This is a genomic window from Mitsuokella sp. UBA4253 (genome assembly GCF_002395285.1).
Lineage (GTDB): Bacteria > Bacillota > Negativicutes > Selenomonadales > Selenomonadaceae > Mitsuokella > Mitsuokella jalaludinii.
Genome location: NZ_DGWR01000004.1, coordinates 64,726 through 87,561 on the forward strand (window position 1 = coordinate 64,726; position 22,836 = coordinate 87,561).

22 protein-coding genes are annotated in these 22,836 nt (G+C 57.8%); 17 read left to right on the plus strand and 5 right to left on the minus strand.

Annotated elements, in window-relative coordinates:
• The 3 genes from narJ (at position 1) to B2X55_RS01990 (ending at position 2,676) form a co-directional block, all read left to right on the plus strand.
• Complete coding sequence (gene narJ, locus B2X55_RS01980) at positions 1-540, plus strand: nitrate reductase molybdenum cofactor assembly chaperone (RefSeq protein WP_286820671.1); 540 nt, start codon at positions 1-3, stop codon at positions 538-540.
• Positions 537-1,202, plus strand: coding sequence for a respiratory nitrate reductase subunit gamma (gene narI, locus B2X55_RS01985; RefSeq protein WP_036374266.1), 666 nt, complete (start codon positions 537-539; stop codon positions 1,200-1,202). The genes narJ and narI overlap by 4 nt, the downstream gene beginning before the upstream one ends.
• A gap of 124 nt (positions 1,203-1,326) precedes the next feature.
• A complete protein-coding gene (locus B2X55_RS01990) occupies positions 1,327-2,676 on the plus strand; it encodes an amino acid permease (protein ID WP_286820673.1) in 1,350 nt (449 codons plus the stop codon).
• Between the two features lie 51 nt (positions 2,677-2,727).
• Here the strand turns inward: B2X55_RS01990 and B2X55_RS01995 are convergent, their stop codons facing one another.
• The 4 genes from B2X55_RS01995 to B2X55_RS02010 form a co-directional block, all read right to left on the minus strand.
• Positions 2,728-3,594, minus strand: coding sequence for a helix-turn-helix transcriptional regulator (locus B2X55_RS01995; RefSeq protein WP_286820674.1), 867 nt, complete (start codon positions 3,592-3,594; stop codon positions 2,728-2,730).
• Positions 3,595-3,687: 93 nt separating this feature from the next.
• A complete protein-coding gene (locus B2X55_RS02000; protein WP_286820675.1) occupies positions 3,688-4,389 on the minus strand; it encodes a YczE/YyaS/YitT family protein in 702 nt (233 codons plus the stop codon).
• 265 nt (positions 4,390-4,654) lie between these two features.
• Entirely contained in the window at positions 4,655-4,975 is a 321-nt protein-coding gene (locus tag B2X55_RS02005; RefSeq protein ID WP_036374255.1) for a PTS lactose/cellobiose transporter subunit IIA, read from the minus strand.
• Positions 4,976-4,991: 16 nt separating this feature from the next.
• Complete coding sequence (locus tag B2X55_RS02010) at positions 4,992-5,912, minus strand: sugar phosphate isomerase/epimerase family protein (protein WP_036374251.1); 921 nt, start codon at positions 5,910-5,912, stop codon at positions 4,992-4,994.
• Between the two features lie 458 nt (positions 5,913-6,370).
• On the opposite strand from B2X55_RS02010, the gene B2X55_RS02015 reads away from it, so the two are divergent.
• Positions 6,371-7,297 carry a TIM barrel protein gene (locus tag B2X55_RS02015; protein ID WP_286820676.1) on the plus strand — a complete coding sequence of 309 codons (927 nt, stop codon included), beginning with the start codon at positions 6,371-6,373 and terminating at the stop codon, positions 7,295-7,297.
• 120 nt (positions 7,298-7,417) lie between these two features.
• Positions 7,418-8,581: a Gfo/Idh/MocA family protein gene (locus B2X55_RS02020; RefSeq protein WP_286820677.1), complete on the plus strand. Its 1,164-nt coding sequence runs from the start codon at positions 7,418-7,420 to the stop codon at positions 8,579-8,581.
• A gap of 62 nt (positions 8,582-8,643) precedes the next feature.
• Here B2X55_RS02020 and B2X55_RS02025 read toward each other — a convergent pair whose 3' ends face one another.
• The gene (locus B2X55_RS02025; protein WP_279182857.1) at positions 8,644-9,489 is read right to left on the minus strand and encodes an AraC family transcriptional regulator; all 846 of its coding nucleotides are present in this window, start codon (positions 9,487-9,489) and stop codon (positions 8,644-8,646) included.
• A 269-nt stretch (positions 9,490-9,758) separates the two neighbouring features.
• Here B2X55_RS02025 and B2X55_RS02030 point away from each other — a divergent pair, with 269 nt between their 5' ends.
• The 12 genes from B2X55_RS02030 (at position 9,759) to B2X55_RS02085 (ending at position 22,767) form a co-directional block, all read left to right on the plus strand.
• The gene (locus B2X55_RS02030; protein ID WP_036374240.1) at positions 9,759-11,165 is read left to right on the plus strand and encodes a sugar porter family MFS transporter; all 1,407 of its coding nucleotides are present in this window, start codon (positions 9,759-9,761) and stop codon (positions 11,163-11,165) included.
• A 157-nt stretch (positions 11,166-11,322) separates the two neighbouring features.
• The gene (locus B2X55_RS02035; RefSeq protein ID WP_286820679.1) at positions 11,323-12,228 is read left to right on the plus strand and encodes an AraC family transcriptional regulator; all 906 of its coding nucleotides are present in this window, start codon (positions 11,323-11,325) and stop codon (positions 12,226-12,228) included.
• A gap of 168 nt (positions 12,229-12,396) precedes the next feature.
• Complete coding sequence (locus B2X55_RS02040) at positions 12,397-13,230, plus strand: sugar phosphate isomerase/epimerase family protein (protein WP_036374521.1); 834 nt, start codon at positions 12,397-12,399, stop codon at positions 13,228-13,230.
• Positions 13,231-13,296: 66 nt separating this feature from the next.
• Entirely contained in the window at positions 13,297-14,307 is a 1,011-nt protein-coding gene (locus B2X55_RS02045) for a Gfo/Idh/MocA family protein (protein ID WP_036374237.1), read from the plus strand.
• Between the two features lie 233 nt (positions 14,308-14,540).
• Entirely contained in the window at positions 14,541-15,137 is a 597-nt protein-coding gene (locus B2X55_RS02050; RefSeq protein WP_036374234.1) for an AAA family ATPase, read from the plus strand.
• Between the two features lie 347 nt (positions 15,138-15,484).
• Entirely contained in the window at positions 15,485-16,912 is a 1,428-nt protein-coding gene (gene pyk / locus B2X55_RS02055) for a pyruvate kinase (protein ID WP_286820681.1), read from the plus strand.
• A 192-nt stretch (positions 16,913-17,104) separates the two neighbouring features.
• On the plus strand, positions 17,105-17,314 hold the full coding sequence (locus B2X55_RS02060; protein WP_036374228.1) for a hypothetical protein: 210 nt from the start codon (positions 17,105-17,107) through the stop codon (positions 17,312-17,314).
• Between the two features lie 191 nt (positions 17,315-17,505).
• Positions 17,506-17,718 (plus strand): preprotein translocase subunit SecG, encoded by a 213-nt coding sequence (gene secG / locus B2X55_RS02065; protein ID WP_005841344.1) that lies wholly within the window; start codon positions 17,506-17,508, stop codon positions 17,716-17,718.
• A 63-nt stretch (positions 17,719-17,781) separates the two neighbouring features.
• The gene (locus B2X55_RS02070) at positions 17,782-18,564 is read left to right on the plus strand and encodes an alpha/beta hydrolase (protein WP_055162152.1); all 783 of its coding nucleotides are present in this window, start codon (positions 17,782-17,784) and stop codon (positions 18,562-18,564) included.
• Positions 18,565-18,620: 56 nt separating this feature from the next.
• Positions 18,621-21,320 (plus strand): ribonuclease R, encoded by a 2,700-nt coding sequence (gene rnr / locus B2X55_RS02075; RefSeq protein WP_286820683.1) that lies wholly within the window; start codon positions 18,621-18,623, stop codon positions 21,318-21,320.
• 28 nt (positions 21,321-21,348) lie between these two features.
• Positions 21,349-21,822: an SsrA-binding protein SmpB gene (smpB, locus tag B2X55_RS02080; RefSeq protein ID WP_036374220.1), complete on the plus strand. Its 474-nt coding sequence runs from the start codon at positions 21,349-21,351 to the stop codon at positions 21,820-21,822.
• A gap of 105 nt (positions 21,823-21,927) precedes the next feature.
• Positions 21,928-22,767, plus strand: coding sequence for an RsiV family protein (locus tag B2X55_RS02085; RefSeq protein ID WP_286820684.1), 840 nt, complete (start codon positions 21,928-21,930; stop codon positions 22,765-22,767).
• Positions 22,768-22,836 lie beyond the last annotated feature (69 nt).

Genomic DNA, 22,836 nt, shown 5'->3' on the forward strand with positions numbered 1-22,836 from the left:
ATGGCTGATGCAGCTGAAATGAAGGATTACCAGAAAGTACTGCTGCTCGCAGCCCATCTCTTCGAGTATCCCGATGCTGCCTGGTGGGCAGACCTAGAGGATTGCCGCAAGGCCCAGCGCGAGATCGAGAATGCTCAGGCCTCTTCGGTCTTCGGCGATTTCCTCGATTTCGTCGAAGAGACGGGGGCGAAGGAGTACGAGGACCTCTACGTGCGGTCCTTCGACTTCTCGCAGAACACGAATCTTTATCTGACGACGCAGGAGCGCACGGATTTCGGCAAGCAGTCGCAGGAGATGCACCACTACAAGGAGCTCTTCCTGGCAAACGGTCTCGACACGCCGAACCAGCTGCCGGATTACCTGCCGGCTCTTCTGGAGCTCTCGGCCGCCCTGCCGCCAGAGCAGGCGGGCAAGGTCCTCGGATCTATCCGCCCGCGCGTCGAGCTCCTGCGCACGCGCTTCATCGAAGCAAAGCTGCCGCATGCCTTCTTGCTCGACATCGTCTTGACAGAAACGGCAGGATTGGAGGTTAAGCCATGAATACATTCTTCTACGGCGTCCTGCCGTACATTGCCCTGACGATCTTCGTCGGCGGCACAATCGTCCGCTACACCGTCTTTGAGCGGGGCTGGACGACGAAGTCCAGTGAGTTTCTCGCCAAGAAGAGCCTCAAGTGGGCGAACCCCGTCTTCCACCTCGGTCTCCTGATGGCCTTTGGCGGCCATTTCATCGGCATCCTCGTGCCGAAGTTCGTCACGGAGGCAGCGGGGACGGATGAAGCGACGTATCACATGATTTCGCTCGCGGGCGGCATCCCGGCTGCCGTCCTGTTCCTCGGCGGTTTCCTCTGGCTCATGAAGCGCCGCTTCTTCGGCACGAGCCGCATGAAGGTCAACACGAGCTCGATGGACAAGCTGCTCTATCTCGTACTGCTCCTGACCATCCTCTCGGGCACCGCGGGCACGCTCTCGAACATCTCGGCCGGCTTTGATTACCGCGAGAGCATCTCGCCGTGGTTCCGCTCCGTGCTCATGCTCTCGCCGGACGTCAGCCTCATGAAGGATGTCCCCGCCATCTTCCAGTTCCACATGTTCATGTGGATGATGACGGCCATCCTCTTCCCGTTCACGCGTCTCGTGCACTGCCTGAGCCTGCCGTTCGAGTACCTCATGCGCAGCAATATCGTCTACCGCCGCAAGTGATTTTTCCTGCAGATGAAAAGCGAAGTCCAGCCGGGCTTCGCTTTTCGCTTTTCTCGGTGTAAACCTGTGCATCTGGCCTGCATGATGGTATAATGGAGGCATATTTTTGTTAGGAGATGAATATATGGAACATGAGAATACAGAGATGAAGCGGGGGCTCAAGAACCGCCATCTGCAGATGATCGCGCTCGGCGGCGCGATTGGCACGGGTCTCTTTTACGGCTCTGCCTCGACCATCGCGCTCGCGGGGCCTGCGGTGATGCTCTCGTACCTGATCGGCGGCATCGTGATCTTCCTGATCATGCGCATGCTCGGCGAGATGGCCGTCGATGAGCCGGTGTCGGGCTCCTTCAGCCACTACGCGACGAAGTACTGGGGACGCTTCCCGGGATTCCTCTCGGGGTGGAATTATTGGTTTAACTACGTGCTCGTCTCGATGGCAGAGCTCACGGCCGTCGGCATCTACATGAACTTCTGGTTCCCCAACCTGCCGCAGTGGATTTCTTCACTCGTCTGTCTCGTGGCCATCACAGCGCTGAACCTCGTCAATGTCAAGGCATACGGCGAGGCAGAGTTCTGGATGGCACTCATCAAGATTGCGGCCATCGTCAGCATGATCCTCTTGGGTCTCGGCCTGATCTTCACGAACGGCCAGCCGTTCCCCGATAACTTCAGCAATATCTGGGAAAACGGTGGCTTCCTGCCGAACGGCCTCTGGGGGCTCGCGCTCTCGATTGCTGTCGTCATGTTCTCATTCGGCGGCATCGAGCTCATCGGCATCACGGCCGGTGAGGCCGAAGATCCGGACCGCACGATTCCGCGTGCCATCAATCAGGTCATCTGGCGCATCCTGATCTTCTATGTCGGCACGATGATCGTCCTCATGGCCCTCTGGCCGTGGAACAAGGTCGGCATGGAGGCGAGTCCGTTCGTCCAGATCTTCAACAACGTCGGCATCCCGGCCGCCGCGCACATCCTGAACTTTGTCGTGCTGACGGCAGCCATCTCGGTCTACAATTCGGCCATCTACAGCAACAGCCGCATGCTCTACGGCTTGGCGGGCACGGGCGAGGCCCCTTCGTTCTTCCGCAAGCTCTCGCCGCGCGGCGTGCCCGTGCGCGGCATTCTCGTCTCGTCGGGCATCACGCTCATCGTCGTCGCGCTCAACTACTTCCTGCAGGGCCACGTCTTCATGTACCTCATGATGATTGCGACGTGCGCCGCCGTCATCAGCTGGGTGGTCATCTGTGTCACACACCTGAAGTTCCGCGCCTACTGCAAGCGGCACAAGAAGGAAACGAAGTTCCACGCTATCCTCTATCCGTGGGCGAACTACCTCTCCCTTGCCTTCCTCGCCGGCGTCATCTTCTTTATGGCCCAGATTCCTGACATGCAGCTCGCTGTGCTCTTCCTGCCGATATGGCTGCTCGTGCTCTGGATCGGCTACTGCCAGTACAAGCGGCATAGGATTTGACCGCTGCAACATGATGTCAAAAAAAGACTGCTTCGCATGAAGCAGTCTTTTTTATTTGGCGCGCGAATCTGCTGGCCTGCCCTGTTGGGCGGCTCGCCAGGCGCGGCGGAATGTGCCCGGCGGCATGCCGATGATCTGACGGAAGACGCGGCTGAAGTAGTTGGAGTCATCGAAGCCGACGCGCAGGGCAATCTCGGTCAGGGGCAGGTCGGTATCGATGAGCAGGGTCTGGGCCTTGCCGATGCGCCAGCGGCGCAGGTACTGAAGCGGGGCGTAGTTGGTCGTGTGCTTGAACGCATGGGAGATGTAGTCGCGGCTGGCGTGGAAATGCTGGGCAATGTCGCGGATGGAGAGGTCTTCGGCATAATGCTCTTCGATGTACGAGCGGGCGTGTTCAACCAAGAGGTTTTCCGGCTCAGCAGCTTTGACGGCCCGCTTCGAGATCTGCTGCCATACAAGATGGACGATGGTCTGGGCTGCTGCATTTGCTGCGGGATATCCGTGCGGCTTGGCGAGGCTGTGTTCAATGATGTGGTAGAGGGTGCGGAGTTCTTCGGCGATGGACTGGCAGGGAATGCAGGGATGAGTGCCGGGCGGAAGCAGTGCATTGGGGCGAGCGCCGGGGCGCTGGAGTCCTGTGACGGCGATGCAGCAGGCATCCGTGAGCGAATCAAGCATCAGACTTTCATCGTGCATGATCTTACTGTCGTAGACGATGATATCGCCGGGCTGCGTATGGCATATCTCATTGCCGACGATATGCGTGCCGTTGCCGGAGAGCATGAAATTGAGCTCGATGCAGTTCTCGTGCTGATGCATCGTGCGGACGCTGCGGTTCCAGTGATAGAAGCCGATGAGGCGCGGTTCCTGCTGGAAGGGGGATGCTTCCTGTTGATTGATGTCGATGGAGACGGGCATACGTTGTTCCTTTCTGGTCTGATAGAGTATTGATCTTGCAAAAAAAAAGCTCCTTTGCAAACATGAAAGGGCAAGGGAGCGGAGGGGGCGGGCTTAATAGAGGCCGTTGCGGCGCAGGATGGGGATGTTGATGTGCTTGTTGAAGAAATTGATCAAAGGTCCCATGCCCAGTGCCATGACGACAGTGCCGATGCCCACGAGACTGCCGAGCAGGAAGCCGATGATGACGGCTGTGCTGTCGAGCAGGATGCGCGCATAGCGGAAGGGCAGGCGTCCGTGCGTCATATCGTCGATGATGCAGCTGAAGGCGTCGTATGGTCCCATGCCGAAGTTCAGGCACATGTAGAGCGAGACACCGAAACAGGAGACGGCCATGCCGCTCAGCAGCAGGATGATGCGGGCAGCGAGATCACTGGCCGGGACTGCGAGGACAGGGGCAAAGATGCTGTAGCTGACGTCGGATACGGACCCCAGCAGGATGAGGTATAAGAATGTGCCGATGCGCAGGTAGCGGCGGCCACAGGTCAGCATCGGGATGAGCAGCAGGACGTTGAAGATCGATACGCAGCTGCCGAAGCTCAGCCCTGTCAGCAGGCTGTAGCCGAGGTTCATGCAGGAATATGGATCGTTGCCGAAAAGGCTCAGACGCAGCAGACTGGTCGAGCAGGCCATGCAGCTGATTGCTGCGGAAAAGAACGCACCACGCTTCAGCAGAGAGGAGGAAAGACCGGTCTGGCTGTTGCTTTTTGCCTCGGCAATGAGCTTCTGATAGAGAATGAGCGGGGATGTCATCATGCTACCCTCCTTCTGGGTGCACAGAAAAGATTACGTCTCAACGATGACTCTATCATACCTGTTTTTCTGGAGAAATTCCTTCACAATCTAGCAAAATGTGAAACCCGCAAAGCCTTGTCTTATCGTGTTCTTTGAAATGATTCGCTGTAAAAACTGGACATTCCTGCTTTCTGGCGGGGAGGTACAGAAAAAGCGGACAGGATGAATTCCTGTCCGCTTTGTTCTCGGGGGTGAATATGCCGCTGTACTGAAATCTGAGATGGGATTACTTGGCGCGCAGCTGCGTGTAGAGATTGACGATCTCTACGGCCATCTCTTTCATGGCCATGCCCGTCATGACGTAATCCTGTGCATGAGAGATCAGGACGTTGAACGGGCCCTGGAGTTCGCCGCTGGCTTCTTTTTGCAGCAATTCTTCCGTCTGGAGTTTGTGCGCTTTGAGGAGATGCTCGTCGGCATCCTTGAGGCATTCCTCTGCTTCACCGAAATTCCCGCGGCGGGCCTGCTTGAGGGCTTCCGCGACCTTCGCGCGCCCGTCACCAGCCGCCGAGATGATTGCGAATGCCACATCTTCTGTCTTTGCCATTTATAATTCCTCCTTATTACTTCTTCAGCAGTTCATTCTCGATGCGCTCGCGTGCTGCTGGAGCCCACTCGTTCATCTTCTCGGGGAAGCCGAAGATGGAGACGCAGGCGATGTTGTCGCCGCCGACCTTCGGCGCATCTGGCTTGAGCTGCTTGTTGGCAAAATCCATCTCGCGCAGTGTCTCGAAGATGCCGTCGAAGTCGACATCGCCCATGCCGAGGTTGAGGTGCTGGTGGACACTGACGTCCTCGCGTCCGCGCTGATTCAGAGAAGGCGGGTTGAGGATGTAGCGGCAGTCGAGCGTCTGGTTGAACGTATCGGCGAACAGGACGTGCGTGAGTTCATCTCCGGCGTACTTGAGCATATGGCGGACATCGCCCTTGCCCTGGTCGTAGAAGAAGCCGTGCGGGGAGGAGTAGACGTAGCCGAGGTTCTTGGAGCGGAAGGACTTGACCATGTCGCAGGCCTCGTCGTTGAGCTCACAGAAATCGTACGGATGCGACTGGATCTCGACGCGCAGACCTTCGCGCTCGATGATCGGCAGCAGCTCTTCCATGGAGCGGAACCACATGCCGTTGCAGATCTCCTGCTGGTTCGGATCGCCGGAGAGTTCCGTGTTGATGACGGGAACGCCCATGTTGACGGCAATCTCAATCATCTTTTTCCAGTTGGCGACGGCCATCTTGCGCTGCTCCTCGGTCGGGCCGGACCAGCGATAGACGCAGATGAAGGACGAGATCTCAACGCCCGTCTCCTTGAGTGCCTTGCGGTATTCTTCTTCACACTCCTTGGAGAACAGTGGGTGCTTGTAGAAGGGATTGATCCGCGGATGCGGGGACTGCTCAATGTACTTATAGCCCCAGTCGGCGACCTGGTGAACGAGATCGTTGATGCTCATCTGTTTGGAAAGCACGTCAACATCGAATGCGATTTTCATGGTAAACCCTCCAATTGCAAAACACGATAAAGTAATATGGATGACCCGCACAGCCTCGCGGGAGGTCTGCGCTGTTTTCTTGCTGTGCTTACAAAATACCATGGCTGAAACGAGTTGTCAAGAATGTTCCGACTACACCGTAACGCTAGTAATGGCGCGGTTTTAGCAGGATTGTACAACTATGGGAGGGGAGCGCTCGACAAGACGGAGTTCTACAGCAGGATTGTGCAAGTTTCACCTTGAAAATTTTTTTGAAAGAAATTTTCGCGTCAAAACAATAGCGATAGATAATAAGAGAGAAGACAAGATTGTGCTATTTTGGCGCTGAGTCGGCAGTTTTTTGCCCACAACAAAGGCAACATGGTGGAATTATTTGGCGGCGTTTCGCCGTATAATGACAGTGCAAGGTCAAACAGACGACCGGGGACACGACAGGGAAAGAAAGGGAGGATTTATCCATGGCAATCCATATCACAGGCGCACCGTGCTGCTGGGGCGTCGACGATGTCAAGAATCCGTATCTGCCACCTTGGCAGAAGGTGCTCTACGAAGCAGGGCAGGCAGGCTACAAGGCCATCGAGCTTGGCCCGTACGGCTATCTGCCGCTCGACATCGACGTCGTGAGCGAAGAGCTCGCGAAGAACAACATCGGCATCGTGGCGGGCACGATCTTTGATGACCTGTTGGATGAAGGAAACTACGAGAACGTCCTTCATCAGGTCGACGATATCTGCGGCATCATCACGAAACTGCCCAAGCTGCCGACGGAGCCGGGGCAGCGTTATCCGGCGCCATATCTGACGGTTATGGACTGGGGCCACGATGAGCGCGACTACAATGCTGGACACAGCGACAGGGCGCCGCGCCTCAGCGATGAAGACTGGAACCGCATGATGAGCCACATCAAGGGTATCGCCGAAAAGGCGGCTTCGTGGGGCGTCCGGGCCGTTGTTCATCCGCATGCTGGCGGTTACATCGAATTTGCCGATGAGATCGACAAGCTCGCACGCGATATCCCGAAGGAAGTTGCAGGTCTCTGCTTCGATACGGGCCATCTGCGGTATTCCGGCATGGATCCGGTCACCTGGCTGCGCAAGTACGCAGACCGTCTCGACTACATCCACTTCAAGGATATCGACGAGAAGGTCTACAACGAGGTCCTTTCGGAGCACATCCGCTTCTTCGAGGGCTGCGGCAAGGGGTCGATGTGCCCGATTGGCACGGGCATGCTCGACTATCCTGCCATCTACAAAGTGTTGACCGAAGAGATTCACTACAATGGCTACATCACCGTCGAGCAGGAGCGCGATCCGCGCAACGTCGCGACGAGCCTGCGCGATGTCAAGGCCAGCTGCGACTACCTGCACAGTCTTGGCTTTGAATGAGACAATCGGATGGATGACGCAGGCCGGCCTGCGCATGATCCTGACAACTATAGATACTGGCCGGCATCATGAATTTTGGGATGGATTTCAAGAGTTTATTCAGACAAAGGAGCGTTTATCATGATCAATGGTGAAAAAGTACTCGATCACCCGATTCGCTGGGCTATGGTCGGCGGCGGCCGCGGCAGCCAGATCGGCTATATCCACAGGAGCGCCGCCCTGCGCGATCGTTCGTTTGAACTCGTGGCAGGCGCTTTCGATATCAATCCGGAGCGCGGCAAGGACTTCGGCATTCAGCTCGGAGTAGCGCCGGAACGCTGCTACCCGGATTACAAGACGATGCTCATGGAAGAGGCAAAGCGCAGCCCTGAGGACCGCATTGAAGCCGTGACGATTGCCGTGCCGAATGGCCTTCATTATGCGGTCTGCAAGGCTGTGCTCGAAGCCGGTTTTCATGCCGTCTGTGAGAAGCCGCTCTGCTTCACGACGGAGCAGGCAGAGGAACTCGTCCATCTGGCTGACAGCAAAGGGCTCGTCGTCGGTGTGACGTACGGCTATTCCGGCCATCAGCTCATCGAGCAGGCCCGCCAGATGGTCCTGCACGGCGACCTCGGCGAGATCCGCCTCATCAAGATGCAGTTCCCGTTCGGTGCCTACAATACGGCAGTCGAAGAGACGAATGCTGCGGCGCGCTGGCGCATGGACCCCGCTAAGGCTGGCCCGTCCTTTGTGCTCGGCGATGTCGGCACGCATCCTCTCTTCCTCGCTGAGACGATGGTTCCTGATTTCGAGATCGAGAACCTCATGTGCACGACGAAGTCCTTCATCCCGACGCGCAAGCTCGAAGACAACGCGTTTGTCATCATGAACCTCAAGGGCGGCGCGCAGGCGACGTGCTGGGCTTCGGCCATCAACTGCGGCGCCCTGCACGGCCAGAAAGTCCGCATCGTCGGCTCGAAGGCTTCTGTCGAGTGGTACGACGAGCGCCCGAACCAGCTGACGTACGAGATCGAGGGCGAGCCGGTCCGCATCCTCGAGCGCGGCGGCGCTTACCTCTATCCTTCGGCTCGTGCGGAGGACCGCATCAGCGGCGGCCACACGGAAGGCCTCTTCGATGCGTGGTCGAACCTCTACCGCCGCTTTGCCATCGCCATGGAGAAGGCCAATAAAGGTGAGAAGGCTGACTTCTGGTATCCGGATGTCCATGCTGGTGCCGAAGGCGTCAAGTGGGTCGAGAAGTGCGTGGAATCGGCCAAGAAGGGTGCTGTCTGGGTCAAATACTGATAAAAGTGCCATATCCCCAACAAAAAGAACCGCTCATTCGAGCGGTTTTTTTGTGCATGCCCTCATATCTTGCGATATGCCTTGCGGTAGTCGCGCGGAGACATGCCGGTGATCTTGTGGAAGGCCTTGTTGAAATAGCTGGAGCTGTTGTAGCCCGTGCGGATGGCGATCTCCGTGATGGGCAGTGCCGTGTCGATGAGTAGGGTCTGTGCTTCACCGATGCGGCGGCGCGTGATGTACTGGAGCGGCGCATAGCCGTAGGCGGCCTTGAAGGCATGGGCGAGGTGGAAGCTGCTGATGTGGAATTCTCTGGCGAGTGCTGCAAGCGTGATGGTCTCGTCGTACGATGCATCGAGGCGGCTGCGCACGGCGTCCATGAGATTGTGTTCCTCGGGCGGCAGCACGATGCTGCGGCTCGTCACTTCCATGGTCAGGAGTAGCAGGGCACAGAGCAGGTGATTGATGCTCTCTTCGGGGTGGCAGCCCTTGCCCTGTGCGCCGCGGTACATGAGCTCGAGCAGATGGCAGAAGGCGGGGAAGAGCTCCTCGGTCTTCTGGACGGGAAGCACGTCCTGCGCCAAGAACTGCCCGGCGGGCAGCTCAGGCAGTCTCAGATTGCGGATGGCTCCAGAGTAGATGGAGAGATTGCGATTCGCGGGGGAGGACTCATCGTGCACGACGCCCTGACCGATCAGCAGCAGGTCGCCCTTCTGCGTGTAGTAGCGCTGCCCGTCGATGATATGGATGCCGCTGCCCTCTGTGATCAGGATGAATTCCGCGACATCCTCATGGCGGTGCATCGTGCGCGGCATCGAGGTGTACAGCGTCTCTGCGCGGTAGAGCGTCGTGAGCCGGGGCATGGCCTCGCCTGTGAAGACGGGGCGGTACTTTGTCGAGATGAATGCCATGGAACAACCTTCTTTCTGCAATGTCTTTTCTATAGTCTAGCAAGCTTTTGTGTATTTTTGAAGGAGAATCGACTGGCCGCTTGATTCCAGCAGATATCCGTGCAGAATAATACAAAAGGCAATGAAAGATAACGTTTTCTAAGACGAAACGAGACAGAAACAATGAAGTATTTTTCTGATAATTCATTTATAATATGACTTGTCAAGAAAAAGAGCGATGTTCCTGCGAGGTGGGAACGGCTAACATAATTTGAGAGGAGAAATGTAACATGGCGGAATCATCTCATCGCAAATACCTCAAGCGTGTCACAGTCGTCTCGACGTTCGGTGGCTTGCTCTTCGGTTATGACACCGGCGTCATCAACGGCGCCCTTGCCTTCATGGCCCGTCCGGATCAGTTGAACCTGACTCCGGCAGTGGAGGGCTTCGTGGCCAGTGGCCTGCTCTTCGGTGCGGCCATCGGTTCGTTCTTCGGCGGCCGTCTTTCGGATGCTGAGGGACGCCGCAAGATGCTGCTTTGCCTGGCAGTCATCTTCTTCTTCGCAGCCATCGGCTGCTCGCTGTCACCGACGGCTGGCATCCTCATCGCCTGCCGCTTCGTCCTCGGCCTGGCAGTCGGTGGTGCTTCGGTCACGGTACCTGCCTACCTGGCAGAGATGGCACCGGCCGACAGGCGCGGCCGCATGGTCACCCAGAATGAGCTCATGATCGTCACGGGCCAGCTGCTCGCCTTCATCCTCAACGCTATCCTCGGCGTCACCTTCGGTGAGGTCGGCCACATCTGGCGCTACATGCTCGCACTCGCATCCATCCCGGCTGTCGTGCTCTGGTTCGGCATGCTCGTGATGCCGGAGAGCCCGCGCTGGCTGCTGCTGCAGGGCCGTGTCAGCGATGCGATGCAGGTACTCAAGAAGATCCGCGATGAGCGCATGGCCATCGCAGAGCTCAACGAGATCCAGGACAGCATCGATTCGGAGAAGCATCTCGACAAGGCTGGTTACAAGGACCTGGCAACGCCTTGGATCCGCCGCATCGTCTTCATCGGCATGGGCGTCTCCATCTGCCAGCAGATTTCTGGCGTCAACTCCATCATGTATTACGGCACGCAGATCTTGACGCAGGCCGGCTTCTCGACGGAAGCCGCACTGATCGGCAACATCGCCAACGGCACGATTTCCGTTGCTGCCACGATCTTTGGCATGTGGCTCATGACGCGTCACGGCCGTCGTCCGCTCATCATGACGGGCCAGATTGGCACGATGGCCTGCCTCTGCGCGATCGGCGTTCTCTCGAATCTGCTTGCCGGCACCGAGATCCTGCCGTTCGTCGTCCTTTCGCTGACTGTCACCTTCCTGTTCTTCCAGCAGGGTTTCCTTTCCCCGGTCACCTGGCTGCTGCTCTCGGAGCTCTTCCCGCTGCGCATCCGCGGCATGGGCATGGGCTGCGCCGTCCTCTGCCTCTGGCTGACGAACTTCTGCATCGGCTCGGCCTTCCCGTCGCTGCTCTACTCGTTCGGCCTCTCGGCTACGTTCTTCATCTTCGCGGCCATCGGCCTTCTCGGCCTCGCCTTCGTCTACAAGTTCGTGCCGGAGACGCGTGGCCGCACGCTCGAGCAGATCGAGCATGACTTCCGCCATCACGGTGAGAAGAGCGTTCACTGCGAAGAGAAAGCTTGATCGTTCCATCTGAATCCATTGCGTGTACAGCACCCCCCCCTTCCCCGCTCCGGCGGCGGGTAGGGGGTGCTTTTTATTGCAGGATATGTCAAGTCGAATCGAGAAATACTTGGTAAGATATAAATAAAGATAAGATACGTGACAGCAGGTGGGAAAAATGGGTGTCGTTTACTACAAGCAGAATAAGAATATCCTCGAGCCGCATCTCTCGTGGGAGGGCATGCGCCTCGTCTACGTGAGCTTCAACGACAGCAAGGAGACCTTGACCCCGACGGCGGTCCACTGTCATGAGAACAATCTCGAGCTCCAGTATATATGCGGCGGACGCGGCAACATCCGGATCGGACGGCGCCTCTACGAGGTGCAGAAGGGGGATATCCTCGTCTACAATCAGGGAAAATTCCACGATGAGAGCGCGGACCCGCAGGAGGGCCTGTGGTTCTACAACTGCGGCGTGACGGGGATCTCCCTGCCCGGACAGAGCGAAGGCGTGCTCATCGAGCGGGACATCTCGCCGCGCCTTCATGCGGGCGAGTTGTCGGAGGAGATCGAGTCTCTGTTCCGTCTCCTTTATATAGAAGTGGATCGCAATCTGCCGAAGAATGATGAGATCACGCAGGCAGTCCTGCGCGCACTCGTCGAGATCATCCTCTACCAGCTGCCGCGGGAAAAGCAGCCGCCGTCCAAGGAGAAGGAACGTCTGCTGATTGACTGCAAGGACTACATCGACTGTCATTTCACGGAAGAGCTGACGGTGGAGAAGCTGGCAGAGCGCTCGCATATGAGTGTCTCGGGCTTTGCGCATCAGTTCAAGAAGATCTTCGGATTCCCGCCCATCCAGTACATCATCCGGCGGCGCATCGGCCAGGCACAGACCTTGCTGATCACGACGGACCTCTCCATCACGGAGGTCAGCGTGCGCGTGGGCTACGACAACATCAGCTACTTCAACAATCAGTTCAAGCGCTTTGCAGGAATGTCGCCACAGAGTTACCGCAAATACAAAGTTGGAGAGCGCCAGTTCAAGAACCTCAATAAACTGGTTCCGCACCTCAACAGCTAGTCTTCAGGAGCGTTTTTGCAGAAACGTGCAAGTCATCGGACTTGCACGTTATTTTTTTGGCGAAAGGGAGCAGGAACGAGAAAGTAATATTCTGAAAACAGAGGTATACTAAAACCATCAAGTGAGAGGAAAACATCCTGAAGAATAAAGAAAAGGAGCATGAATGCGATGAAACTCAGCATGAATCAGGCAACCTGCCTGGAAAAATCCAGTCTTGAAAAGGATCTCGAGCTTTGCGAGAAATACGGCTACGACATGATCGAGCCGCGCACGATGGACGGCATCCCGAACTACCTCAAGAACCACACGATCGATGAACTCGCCGCTTGGTTCAAGAGCCACAAGGTAAAGCCGCTGGCCTTCAATACGCTCTGCTTCTTCAACAACCGCACGCCGGAGGATTACCAGAAAGTCCTGCAGGAGTTGCGCCAGATGTGCGAGTGGGGCAAGAAGATTGGCTGCAAGACGATCATCACGGTGCCGACGGTCGACCTCAAGAAGGTCACGCGCCAGGAAATCCACAAGTCGGCTGTCAAGTGCCTCAAGGAGATGGGCGAGATCGCCGCAGAGTACGGCATGCGCATCTCGGTCGAGTTCATCGGCCATCCGGCTGCTTCCATCAACACGTTCGGTGAAGCTTGGTCGGTCATCGAGGACGTCGACATGGACAACGTCGGCATCACGCTCGACTGCTTCCACTTCCATGGCATGGGCTCGAAGCTCGAAGACCTCGCCAAGGCAGATGGCAAGAAAATCTTCATCGTTCACCTCAACGATACGGAGGACTTCCCGATCGGTTCGCTGCTCGATGAGGACCGCGTCTGGCCTGGCGATGGCTGCATCGACCTCGACGCTATCTTCCAGACGCTCAAGAAGATCGGCTGGCAGGAAGATGTCGTCTCGCTCGAGCTCTTCCGTCCGGAATACTACAAGATGGACCCGGAAGATGTCTATCGCATCGGCAAGGAGAAGTCCGAAGCGGTCATCAAGCGCAATTTCTGAGCTGTGTCGTTGAGTCACTGAGTCATTCAGAAGTATCATTTTTAAGATATATGAGGAGGAATCATCATGTTACATGTAGGTGTCATTGGTTGCGGTGGTATGGGCAGAAGCCACATTGATCGTCTGACGAATCGCACGCAGGGTGCAGAGGTTGTCGCCGTTGCGGATATGGTGGACGCACTCGTCGAGAAGGGTGCTGCTATCGCCGGCCCGAACTGCAAGAAGTACAAGAGCGAAGCCGACCTCATCAACGATCCGGCCGTCGATGCCGTCTTCATCGTCACGCCGGGCTTTGCCCACAAAGAAGCACTGCTTATGGCCATCAAGGCTGGCAAGCGCATCTTCTGCGAGAAACCGCTTTGCACGACGGCTGAGGATTGCCTCGAAGTCATCGATGCAGAAGTCAAATCCGGCAAACACCTGATCCAGCTCGGCTTCATGCGCCGCTACGACAAGGGCTACAACGAGGTCAAGGCTGCCCTCGATTCCGGTGAGTACGGCTCGCCGCTGCTGCTGCACTGCACGCACCGCAATCCGGAAGTACCGGACAGCTATACGACGGCCATGGCTGTCCATGATACGGCCATCCATGAGATCGATGTAACGCATTGGCTCGTCAACGACGATTTCGTCTCGGCACAGGTCATCATGCCGAAGGTCACGAAGTATGCGCACACGGAACTCGCTGACCCGCAGCTCATGATCCTGCAGACGAAGAGCGGCATTGTCGTCGAGGACGAAGTCTTCGTCAACTGCAAGTTCGGTTATGACATCAACTGCCAGGTCGTCTGCGAAGATGGCGTCATCGAGATGCCGCAGCCGCTCTATCCGACGTACCGCAAGAACGCACAGATCTCGCAGACGATCGATACGGACTGCTTCGTCCGCTTCTACGGCGCCTATGACGAAGAGGTCCAGAACTGGGTCAACGAGGCAGCTGAAGGCGTCATCGGCGGCCCGAACGCTTGGGACGGCTATCTCGCAGCTATCACGGCAGATGCCCTGGTACGCGCTCAGACGAGCGGCAAGGTCGAGACGATCACTCCGGCCAAGGAGAAACCGGCATTCTACGCCTGATTTCCCGACTACTCTTTCCCACTCCTTGAAAATTCATTTCCCCTTTTACTTGTACTGTTGTTCTCTGTTCCAAGAATCGTTTCTTTGGTCCGTCGCCCGCGAGGGCTGGCGGGCCTTTTCTTTTGGACAGAAGTCAGTGGAAATTTTAGTGCGGTTGTAGTATACTGCAAGTGAGAAATCAATGGAAATCCTTATGTTTACTTTTGAATAACGATTTATGGAGGAATTGAAACATGGAAAAACATATGCTGATCACGATTTCGCGCCAGTTCGGCAGCGGCGGCCGTGAGGTCTCGAAAATCCTGGCCAAGAAACTCGGCGTGCGCCGTTACGACAAGAAGATCGTCGAGATGGCTGCCGACAACATCGAGGAGGGCATGGACCCGAAGGAAGCCGTCGAACTTTCGTACAACACGCCGTCGAACTGCCTCGGCAACCTCGGCGATTACGGCTATGAGCGCGTGGCGCGCCACAACCGCATGTACATCGAGCAGGCCAAGGTCATCCTCGGCGTGGCGGAGAAGGAGAGCGCTGTCTTCCTCGGCCGCTGTGCAGATTACATCCTCAAGGACAAGCCGAATTGCTATTCGTTCTTCATCTATGCAGATGATGACTTCCGCGCACAGCGCGCCAAGACGGACTACAATGGGGCGACGCTTGACCAGCTCAACAAGGAAGAGAAACGCCGCAAGCAGTATTATGAGTTCTACACGGGCCAGACCTGGGGTGCTCCAGAGCACTACGACCTCATGATCAACACCTCGAACATGGCGCTCGAGGATGTAGCAGATTTCATCCTCGACTACATCAAGAAGAACCCGAGAGGCTGAGTAGCCTCTTCTCTCAGAACTGCCGCAGCCTGCGGCAGTTTTTTTGTGTGAGGACGCGCGGGCCAGCTTCGCTTTTCTTTCGGATTGATACGGAAGTCGGCGCAAAGGGCGGCAAACACAAGCAATAAATTTTGATTATGACAGAGACTTTTCAGAATAAATTTATTTTAGGAGTTTTTGAGGGAAATGGTTTTACTTATGCCGTTAAACAGTGTAGAATAAGGATAGACAGGGGCAAGAAAACCCCTTTGAAACAGGCCGAGACATGATGCTGCAGCGGTTCGGTGCGCGGCGGCATCTGTCTGAATAGATAGTAGGGTACTAAAAGAATAGGTGGGGATTATCACATGTTAAAGAAGACGAAAATTATCTGCACGCAGGGTCCTGCTACGGAGAGACCGGGCGTAGTCGATGCACTGATTGCAAACGGCATGAACTGTGCACGCTTTAACTTCTCCCATGGTGACCACGCAGAGCACCTCAACCGCATCAACATGGTGCGCGAGGCTGCCAAGAAGGCCGGCAAGGTCATTTCCCTGATTCTCGATACGAAGGGACCGGAGATGCGCCTCGGCGAGTTCAAGGACGGCAAGGTCATGCTCGAGAAGGGCAATCAGTTCACGCTGACGTATGAGGACATCCCGGGCGATGAGACGCATGTCTCCGTCAACCACAAGGGCCTCTACACGGAAGTCAAGCCGGGTGACACGCTGCTCCTCTCTGATGGCCTCGTTGCCCTGAAGGTCGATGAGATCCGCGGCAAGGACATCATCACGACAATCCAGAACAGCGGCAAGATGAGCACGAAGAAGCGCGTCGCTGCTCCGGGCGTATCCCTTGGCCTGCCGCCGATCTCGGAGCAGGATGCAAAGGACATCGTCTTCGGCTGCGAGCAGGACATGGATTTCGTCGCTGCTTCCTTCATCCAGCGTCCGGAAGACGTCCTGGCCATCCGCAAGCTCATCGAGGAGCACAAGGGCCACATGGAGATCCTGCCGAAGATCGAGAACCTCGAAGGCGTCAAGAACTTCGATGCAATCCTCGAAGTCTCCGACGGCATCATGGTCGCCCGCGGTGACCTCGGCGTTGAGGTCCCCGCTGAGGACGTTCCGCTGATCCAGAAAGAGATCATCCGCAAGTGCAACAAGGCTGGCAAGCCGGTCATCGTCGCTACGCAGATGCTCGACTCCATGGAGCGCAACCCGCGCCCGACGCGCGCTGAGGTCTCCGATGTCGGCAACGCTATCCTCGATGGTACGGACGCCATCATGCTCTCCGGCGAGACGGCTTCCGGCGATTACCCGGTCGAGGCTGTTTCCACGATGAACCGCATCGCTTGCCGCATCGAGGAATCCCTCGAGTACAAGGATCTCTTCGTCGAGCGCGGCTTCGAGCACAGCCAGAGCCGTACGCGCGCCGTCGCACATGCTACGGTACAGATGGCTTACGAGCTCGATGTCCCGGCTATCATCACGCCGACCGACAGCGGCTACACGACGAAGATCGTATCCCGTTACCGTCCGAAAGCAGCTATCGTTGCCTACACGCCGCATGAGAAGGTCGTCCGCCAGCTCAACCTCCGTTGGGGCGTATACCCGATCCTCGGCACGCAGTGGAAGGACGTCGACGAGATGATCGCGAACGCTGTTTCCGCATCCGTCAAGGATGGCTTCGTGAAGCGCGGCGACACGACGATCATCACGTCCGGCATCAAGCTCCAGAGCAAGACGAGCGTCGGCAACAACACGAACATGATCCGCGTCTACAAGATCTGATTGCAGGATAGCGCATATCCTGGTCTATCTCGTTGACCGAGAAGAGGCCACCGGCAGAGCCGGTGGCCTTTTGTGTCCGCTACGGAGAGATAGGCTGTACAGCTCAAAAAAATTTCTACAAATCGATTGAGAATACTGTTACAATGTGATACAATAAAGAAAGAATTGGAATAAATAAAAGGAGGAGTATCTATGGGTTGGCTGGATACGATGACGCCGAAGCCAGGTGGCAGTCGCCATTGCAGCGATGATTACATGTACATGGTACATGGCGCGTATGTCGTGGCTGAAGCAGATGACAAGACCGTTTATTTTTCCGCAAAATATTCAAGTAAGTGCTATAATGGCATTCCTCTCTCCCGCCAGAAAAGCGAGAACTCGTCAGAGATGCGGGGCAACTGAACGCTGCGGGGAAGGGAATGAGGCATACGATGCAGTAACGGACGTACAACGACAAGCATGAAGATGGCTGGAACCTCTGTGTAGCAAAGGTTTCAGCCATTTTTATTGCGGAGGGAATGCATTGTATGGTATGATAAAGGAGTAATTTGTTCCGCATTTTTAAGGGGGCCAATCTTTTGCTTACCATTTTAATGATACTCGATGCGATTGTCTGCATCATCCTGATTGCATCGATCCTCGGACAGGAAGCCAAATCCGCCGGCATGGGCGGCATGGGCGGCGGTGCGGATACCGTCTTCTCGAGCAAGGCGCGCGGCATGGACGCGTTGCTCGCTCGCGTGACGGTCGTCTTCGCCATTCTGTTTGCGGTCATCACCATCGTGATTGCACGTATGACGAACTGATATGATGATGATCATCCCCTGCTCTCCGGCAGGGGAAATTTTCTTGCATAGGGGGTGCTTGCCATGATCATGGAAGGGGCAGAGCCCTTTTTCCTCCCGGGAGGCAGCATGGGAGTCCTGCTCGTCCATGGCTTCACGGGGCTGCCGGCGGAGCTCTCGATGATGGGGGAGTACTTGCAGCAGCGGGGCTGCACCGTCCTCGGTGTGCGTCTGGCCGGCCACGGTACGACAGTCGAGGACATGAGCCGCATGACGGCTGAGGACTGGCTCGATTCGGTCCGCGACGGCTATGCCCTGCTCAGGGGTTCATGCGAGCGCGTCGTCGTGGCTGGCCATTCGATGGGCGGCCTGCTCGCTTTGCTGCTGGCAGCCGAGAAAGCCGGCAAGGACACGGGACTTGCCGGCGTCATCTCGATGGCGGCGCCCATCTACATCGCAGAGGAGCGGGGCATCGCACAGCTGCCGCCGCGCGAGCTCTGCCGCGGCAAGTTCGTCCCCAAGGCGAGACGGCGCCTCAGGGATGTGCCGCCTGCCGTCAACCACACGTACCGCTTCATGCCCCTCGAGGGCGTCTACGAGATGCTCGCGCTCATCGAGCGCACGAAGGCGGCCCTGCCGGGCCTCAAGCTCCCGGCGCTCATCCTGCACAGCCTCAACGACAGGACGGCGGATGCGGAGAGCGCCATCTACATCCGGGAGAATCTGGGCAGCGCGCAGAAGAGGCTCGTCTGGCTCAAATCGTCGGGCCACCTGATCCCGCTCGGCGAGGAGAGGGATATCGTATTCTCGGAGTCGGCTGCCTTTATCGGGGCGCTTGCCGGCGGCGGGGCAGAAGCGGATCGATAGAACAGGCAAAGACCTGATGAGAAGAAACGGATAGACAGATTGTTGGAGAAAAGAGTATGGATTTAAAAGAACGAATTTTAGCGTACATGCATGAAGAGGCGTACCGCCCGCTGCCGGCCGAGGAGCTGGCCGACGGGATGCAGCTGACGCCGGAGGACCTCGTACAGTTCGATGCAGCGCTTGAAGAATTGGAAAAAGAGGGCGCGATCATCAAGAATCGCAGCGACCTCTACGGCATCCCGAGCCGCATGCACCTCGTCGTCGGCCGCCTCTCGATGACGGCCAAGGGCTTCGGCTTCATCATCCCGGATGTGCGCGATTCCGAAGAGGAGACAGATGTCTTCGTGCCGGGCGCGGACCTCAATACGGCCATGCACGGCGACCGCGTCGTCGCCCGCGTGACGCCAGCTCAGGAGGAAGGCCGCTCGCGCGAGGGCGAGATCATCCGCATCCTCGAGCGCGCGAACGAGAAGATCGTCGGCACGTTCGAGAGCAGCAAGACGTTCGGCTTCGTGACGCCGGACAACACGAAGCTCAGCCAGGATATCTTCGTGCCAAAGAAAGCATTCCACGGCGCGAAGACGGGCAGCAAGGTCGTCGTCGAGATCACGAAGTGGCCGGACCGCCGCCGCAATGCGGAGGGCAAGGTCATCGAGGTGCTCGGCAAGGTCGGCGACCCTGGCGTCGACGTTCTTTCGGTCATGCGCCAGTACGACCTCTCGGAGACGTTCCCCGAGGACGTGCAGGAGGCAGCCGATAACGTGGAGCAGGAGCCCTCGCCGGAGGAGTACAGAGGCCGCCGCGACCGCCGCGACCTGCCGATCGTCACGGTCGATGGCGAGGATTCGAAGGACCTCGATGACGGCGTCTTTGCGCGCCGCAATCCGGACGGTTCCTTCTTCCTCGGCGTCTACATTGCCGATGTCAGCTGGTATGTGCGTGAGAATCAGCCGCTCGACCGCGAGGCACGCGAGCGCGGCACGAGTGTCTATCTCGTCGACCGCGTCATCCCGATGCTGCCGAAGGAGCTCAGCAATGGCATCTGCAGCCTCAACGTCGGCGTCGACCGCCTCGCGATGGCCTGTGAGATGCAGATCTCGCCGGAGGGCGAGGTCACGAGCTACGAGATCGTGCCGACTGTCATCCACGTCTACCGCCGTCTGACCTACAACATTGTCAACAAGGTCCTCGTCGACAAGGCAGAGCCGTTCCTCTCGGACAACCAGGACATCCGCGAGATGCTCGAGACGCTTGAAGCACTGCGCCATGTTCTCAAGGCCAAGCGGCATCGCCGCGGCTCCATTGATTTCGATGTGCCGGAGGTCAAGGTCAAGCTCGACGACAAGGGCCATCCCGTCGCGCTCATCAAGCGCGAGGGCTCGCTGGCGGAGTCCATCATCGAGGAGTGCATGCTGATCGCCAATGAGACGGTGGCGCGTCACATGGACACGAAGCAGCAGCCCTTCATGTACCGCGTGCACGAGCAGCCGTCGGATGAGAAGATCGAGCGCCTCAACAACTTGCTCGGAGCATTTGGCCTCTTTGTTCATCAATCGGAGACGGGCGATATCAAGCCGGTGGATGTCCAGCAGGTACTCGAAAAGGTCAAGGGGAAGCCGGAGGAGCGCATCATCAGCACGGTAGCCTTGCGCTCGATGCAGCAGGCGCGCTACAGCGACATGAGCCTCGGCCACTTCGGCTTGGCCGCGCGTTATTACACGCACTTCACCTCGCCAATTCGCCGCTATCCGGATCTCATCGTGCACCGTCTGCTGCGCGAGACGTTCGCGACGGGCAGCATCCCGGCTGAGCGCCAGGCGAAGCTTCGCACGATGCTGCCGGAGATCGCCGATCACGCTTCGGAGCGCGAGCGCATCGCGATCGAAGCGGAGCGCGAGACGACGGACATGAAGAAGATCGAGTACATGGCGCAGTTCGTCGGCGAGGAGTTCACCGGCATCATCAGCGGTGTCACGGCTTTCGGCATCTTTGTCGAGCTCGACAATGGCGTCGAGGGACTCGTCCACGTCTCGACGATGGTCAACGATTACTACGAGTACCGCGAAGAGCAGTTCGCGATGGTCGGCGAGCGCACGAATAAGGCGTACCGCCTCGGCGATGAGGTCGAAGTCCTGCTCGTGCGCGCGAACGTCGAAGAGCGCAACCTCGACTTCGTGCTCAAGGACAACGGCGCCTATGACCCCCTCGCGATGAGGAATGCCGTGCGCGGCGGCCGCAATAAGGGGCCGAAGCCGGCGAAGACCGACAAGGTCGATAAGAACGACAAGAACGGCAAGGCGGACAAGGGCGGCCGCCAGGAGGCCAAGAAGCGCCCGGCACGCCGTCCCGTCGACGACATCATCGCGGACCTGCCGGCAGCAGAGGGCGAGGAGAAGCCGAAGAAGAAGCGCAGCCACGGCAAGAAGAACCGCGGCGCCTCGGGCGAGAAGCTCTCGCGCCCGGACCATGGCCGCGCCCCGCGCGAGAAGCGTGAGAAACGCGAGCGCGATCACGGCAAGGGCAGGGAGCGTTCCGGTAACCGCCAGGAGCGCCGTGACCGCGAGAATGGCCGCGGGGAGCGCGACTACCATCGCGTCACGGTGACGGGCCTCAACAGCGCCGTCTGGCCGGACCCGCCGGGATACCACGAGCGCAAGCTGCGCGAAGAGGCGCGCGCCGAGAAGGCAAAGGCCGCCCCGAAGCACCGCCCGCGCCCGCACCGCAAGACAGAGGGCGGCACGACGTCCAATAAATAAGACCAATGAAACCACTCAGGTGAGATAAATGGGAAGAAAGAATGCAGGTATCAAGACGGTCTGCGAGAACCGCAAGGCACGCCATGATTACTTCATACACGAGACATACGAAGCCGGCATCGCGCTGCAGGGAACAGAAGTGAAGTCCCTGCGCGCAGGCCGCGCCAACCTCAAGGACAGCTATGCGAGCATCCAGGATGGCGAGCTCTTCGTCGAGAATCTCCACATCAGCCCGTACGACCAGGGCAATATCTTCAACCACGATCCCCTGCGCCGCAGGAAGCTCCTGATGCACAAGGCCGAGATCGTGAAGCTCTTCGCTAAGACCCGCGAGAAGGGCTTCACGCTCGTGCCGCTCAAGATCTACTTCAAGCACGGCCGGGCCAAGATGGAGATTGCACTGGCCTCCGGTAAGCACAACTACGACAAGCGCCAGGACCTCCACGAGAAGGCCGCCAAGCGCGAGATCGAGCGCGCGCTCAAGGATCGCCAGCGCTACTGACAAAAAACTCCTGCCGCTCCGCATTTGCGGGGCCGGCAGGAGTTTTTTGTCAGTAGCGCGAATTACTCAGTAAGGAAGTATGTATGTTGAGAAGAGGTGATTATCATGAAAGATCTGGGGGAAAAACTTGGTCGCACGCTGGCCATCGCCTTGCTTGTCGGTGCGGGCAGCGTGATCTCGGCGGTCAGCGCTGTGCCAGATTGCTTGCAGGCCGCTGAGGCGGCATCGGCAGCGGCCGAGAGGCAGGAGCATATCCAAGAGGTTGCTGGGAATGCTCTCGTGACAGTGCGCCAGCACAATGTGGCACTCAGGGACTATCAGGGCAGGGAGCTCCACACAGGCAAATACCTTGAACTGGCCGCAAAGCCTGGGGCAAGCCATGCGCTGCGCCGGTCGCTAGCGCGCTGGAATGATGCGGAGCGCACGCGCTGGGCAGGCGACGAGAAGATGCTCAGGAATGCCGTGCACTTCACCGAGGAGAACGGCATCCCGATGTATGCGCCGTATTACATGGGCCATTCCATCGCGGGCTGGGGACGCGTCGACGATGCGGTGCTGAGTTTCTGCACGCGCACGGAGTCCTATACGGGCGGCGCGCATCCGAATCACGCCTATCAGAGCTGGAATTTGGATCTCCGGACGGGCGAGCCCATCGCGCTTCGCGATATCGTCACGAGCCGAAGGGCCTTCCTGACGGCTGTGGCGGCGGCGTTTCGCGCGCAGTATCCGGGGCGCGAAGATGAGACATTCCGGCGCACGATCGACGCGCAGCTTGAGTCCATCTACCCGTACCTCGACTGGGATCAGTCCACGGTCTGGATCATGTTGCCCGGAGGCGGTATCCGCGTCTACTACAGCGCCTACGAGCTCGCACCGTACGCTGCCGGCGACTTCATCCTGACGCTGATGCCCGAGGGAAATCCGGGGCTCTTCAAGGCGCGCTGATATGCGTGCATGAAAAATGAAAAAATCCCATCCATCAGATAGCAGTATCTGATGGATGGGACTTTTTTT

What these genes read in the sequence shown, in the direction of transcription:
- narJ (WP_286820671.1), top strand. Translation starts at nt 1, where the DNA reads ATGGCTGATGCAGCTGAAATGAAGGATTACCAGAAAGTACTGCTGCTC.
- B2X55_RS02040 (WP_036374521.1), top strand. Translation starts at nt 12,397, where the DNA reads ATGAAACTCAGCATGAATCAGGCAACCTGCCTGGAAAAATCCAGTCTT.
- B2X55_RS02050 (WP_036374234.1), top strand. Translation starts at nt 14,541, where the DNA reads ATGGAAAAACATATGCTGATCACGATTTCGCGCCAGTTCGGCAGCGGC.
- B2X55_RS02085 (WP_286820684.1), top strand. Translation starts at nt 21,928, where the DNA reads ATGAAAGATCTGGGGGAAAAACTTGGTCGCACGCTGGCCATCGCCTTG.
- secG (WP_005841344.1), top strand. Translation starts at nt 17,506, where the DNA reads ATGATACTCGATGCGATTGTCTGCATCATCCTGATTGCATCGATCCTC.
- smpB (WP_036374220.1), top strand. Translation starts at nt 21,349, where the DNA reads ATGGGAAGAAAGAATGCAGGTATCAAGACGGTCTGCGAGAACCGCAAG.
- B2X55_RS02070 (WP_055162152.1), top strand. Translation starts at nt 17,782, where the DNA reads ATGATCATGGAAGGGGCAGAGCCCTTTTTCCTCCCGGGAGGCAGCATG.
- pyk (WP_286820681.1), top strand. Translation starts at nt 15,485, where the DNA reads ATGTTAAAGAAGACGAAAATTATCTGCACGCAGGGTCCTGCTACGGAG.
- B2X55_RS02030 (WP_036374240.1), top strand. Translation starts at nt 9,759, where the DNA reads ATGGCGGAATCATCTCATCGCAAATACCTCAAGCGTGTCACAGTCGTC.
- B2X55_RS02045 (WP_036374237.1), top strand. Translation starts at nt 13,297, where the DNA reads ATGTTACATGTAGGTGTCATTGGTTGCGGTGGTATGGGCAGAAGCCAC.
- B2X55_RS01990 (WP_286820673.1), top strand. Translation starts at nt 1,327, where the DNA reads ATGGAACATGAGAATACAGAGATGAAGCGGGGGCTCAAGAACCGCCAT.
- B2X55_RS02035 (WP_286820679.1), top strand. Translation starts at nt 11,323, where the DNA reads ATGGGTGTCGTTTACTACAAGCAGAATAAGAATATCCTCGAGCCGCAT.
- B2X55_RS01995 (WP_286820674.1), bottom strand. Translation starts at nt 3,594, where the DNA reads ATGCCCGTCTCCATCGACATCAATCAACAGGAAGCATCCCCCTTCCAG.
- B2X55_RS02020 (WP_286820677.1), top strand. Translation starts at nt 7,418, where the DNA reads ATGATCAATGGTGAAAAAGTACTCGATCACCCGATTCGCTGGGCTATG.
- B2X55_RS02015 (WP_286820676.1), top strand. Translation starts at nt 6,371, where the DNA reads ATGGCAATCCATATCACAGGCGCACCGTGCTGCTGGGGCGTCGACGAT.
- rnr (WP_286820683.1), top strand. Translation starts at nt 18,621, where the DNA reads ATGGATTTAAAAGAACGAATTTTAGCGTACATGCATGAAGAGGCGTAC.
- B2X55_RS02000 (WP_286820675.1), bottom strand. Translation starts at nt 4,389, where the DNA reads ATGATGACATCCCCGCTCATTCTCTATCAGAAGCTCATTGCCGAGGCA.
- B2X55_RS02010 (WP_036374251.1), bottom strand. Translation starts at nt 5,912, where the DNA reads ATGAAAATCGCATTCGATGTTGACGTGCTTTCCAAACAGATGAGCATC.
- narI (WP_036374266.1), top strand. Translation starts at nt 537, where the DNA reads ATGAATACATTCTTCTACGGCGTCCTGCCGTACATTGCCCTGACGATC.
- B2X55_RS02060 (WP_036374228.1), top strand. Translation starts at nt 17,105, where the DNA reads ATGGGTTGGCTGGATACGATGACGCCGAAGCCAGGTGGCAGTCGCCAT.
- B2X55_RS02005 (WP_036374255.1), bottom strand. Translation starts at nt 4,975, where the DNA reads ATGGCAAAGACAGAAGATGTGGCATTCGCAATCATCTCGGCGGCTGGT.
- B2X55_RS02025 (WP_279182857.1), bottom strand. Translation starts at nt 9,489, where the DNA reads ATGGCATTCATCTCGACAAAGTACCGCCCCGTCTTCACAGGCGAGGCC.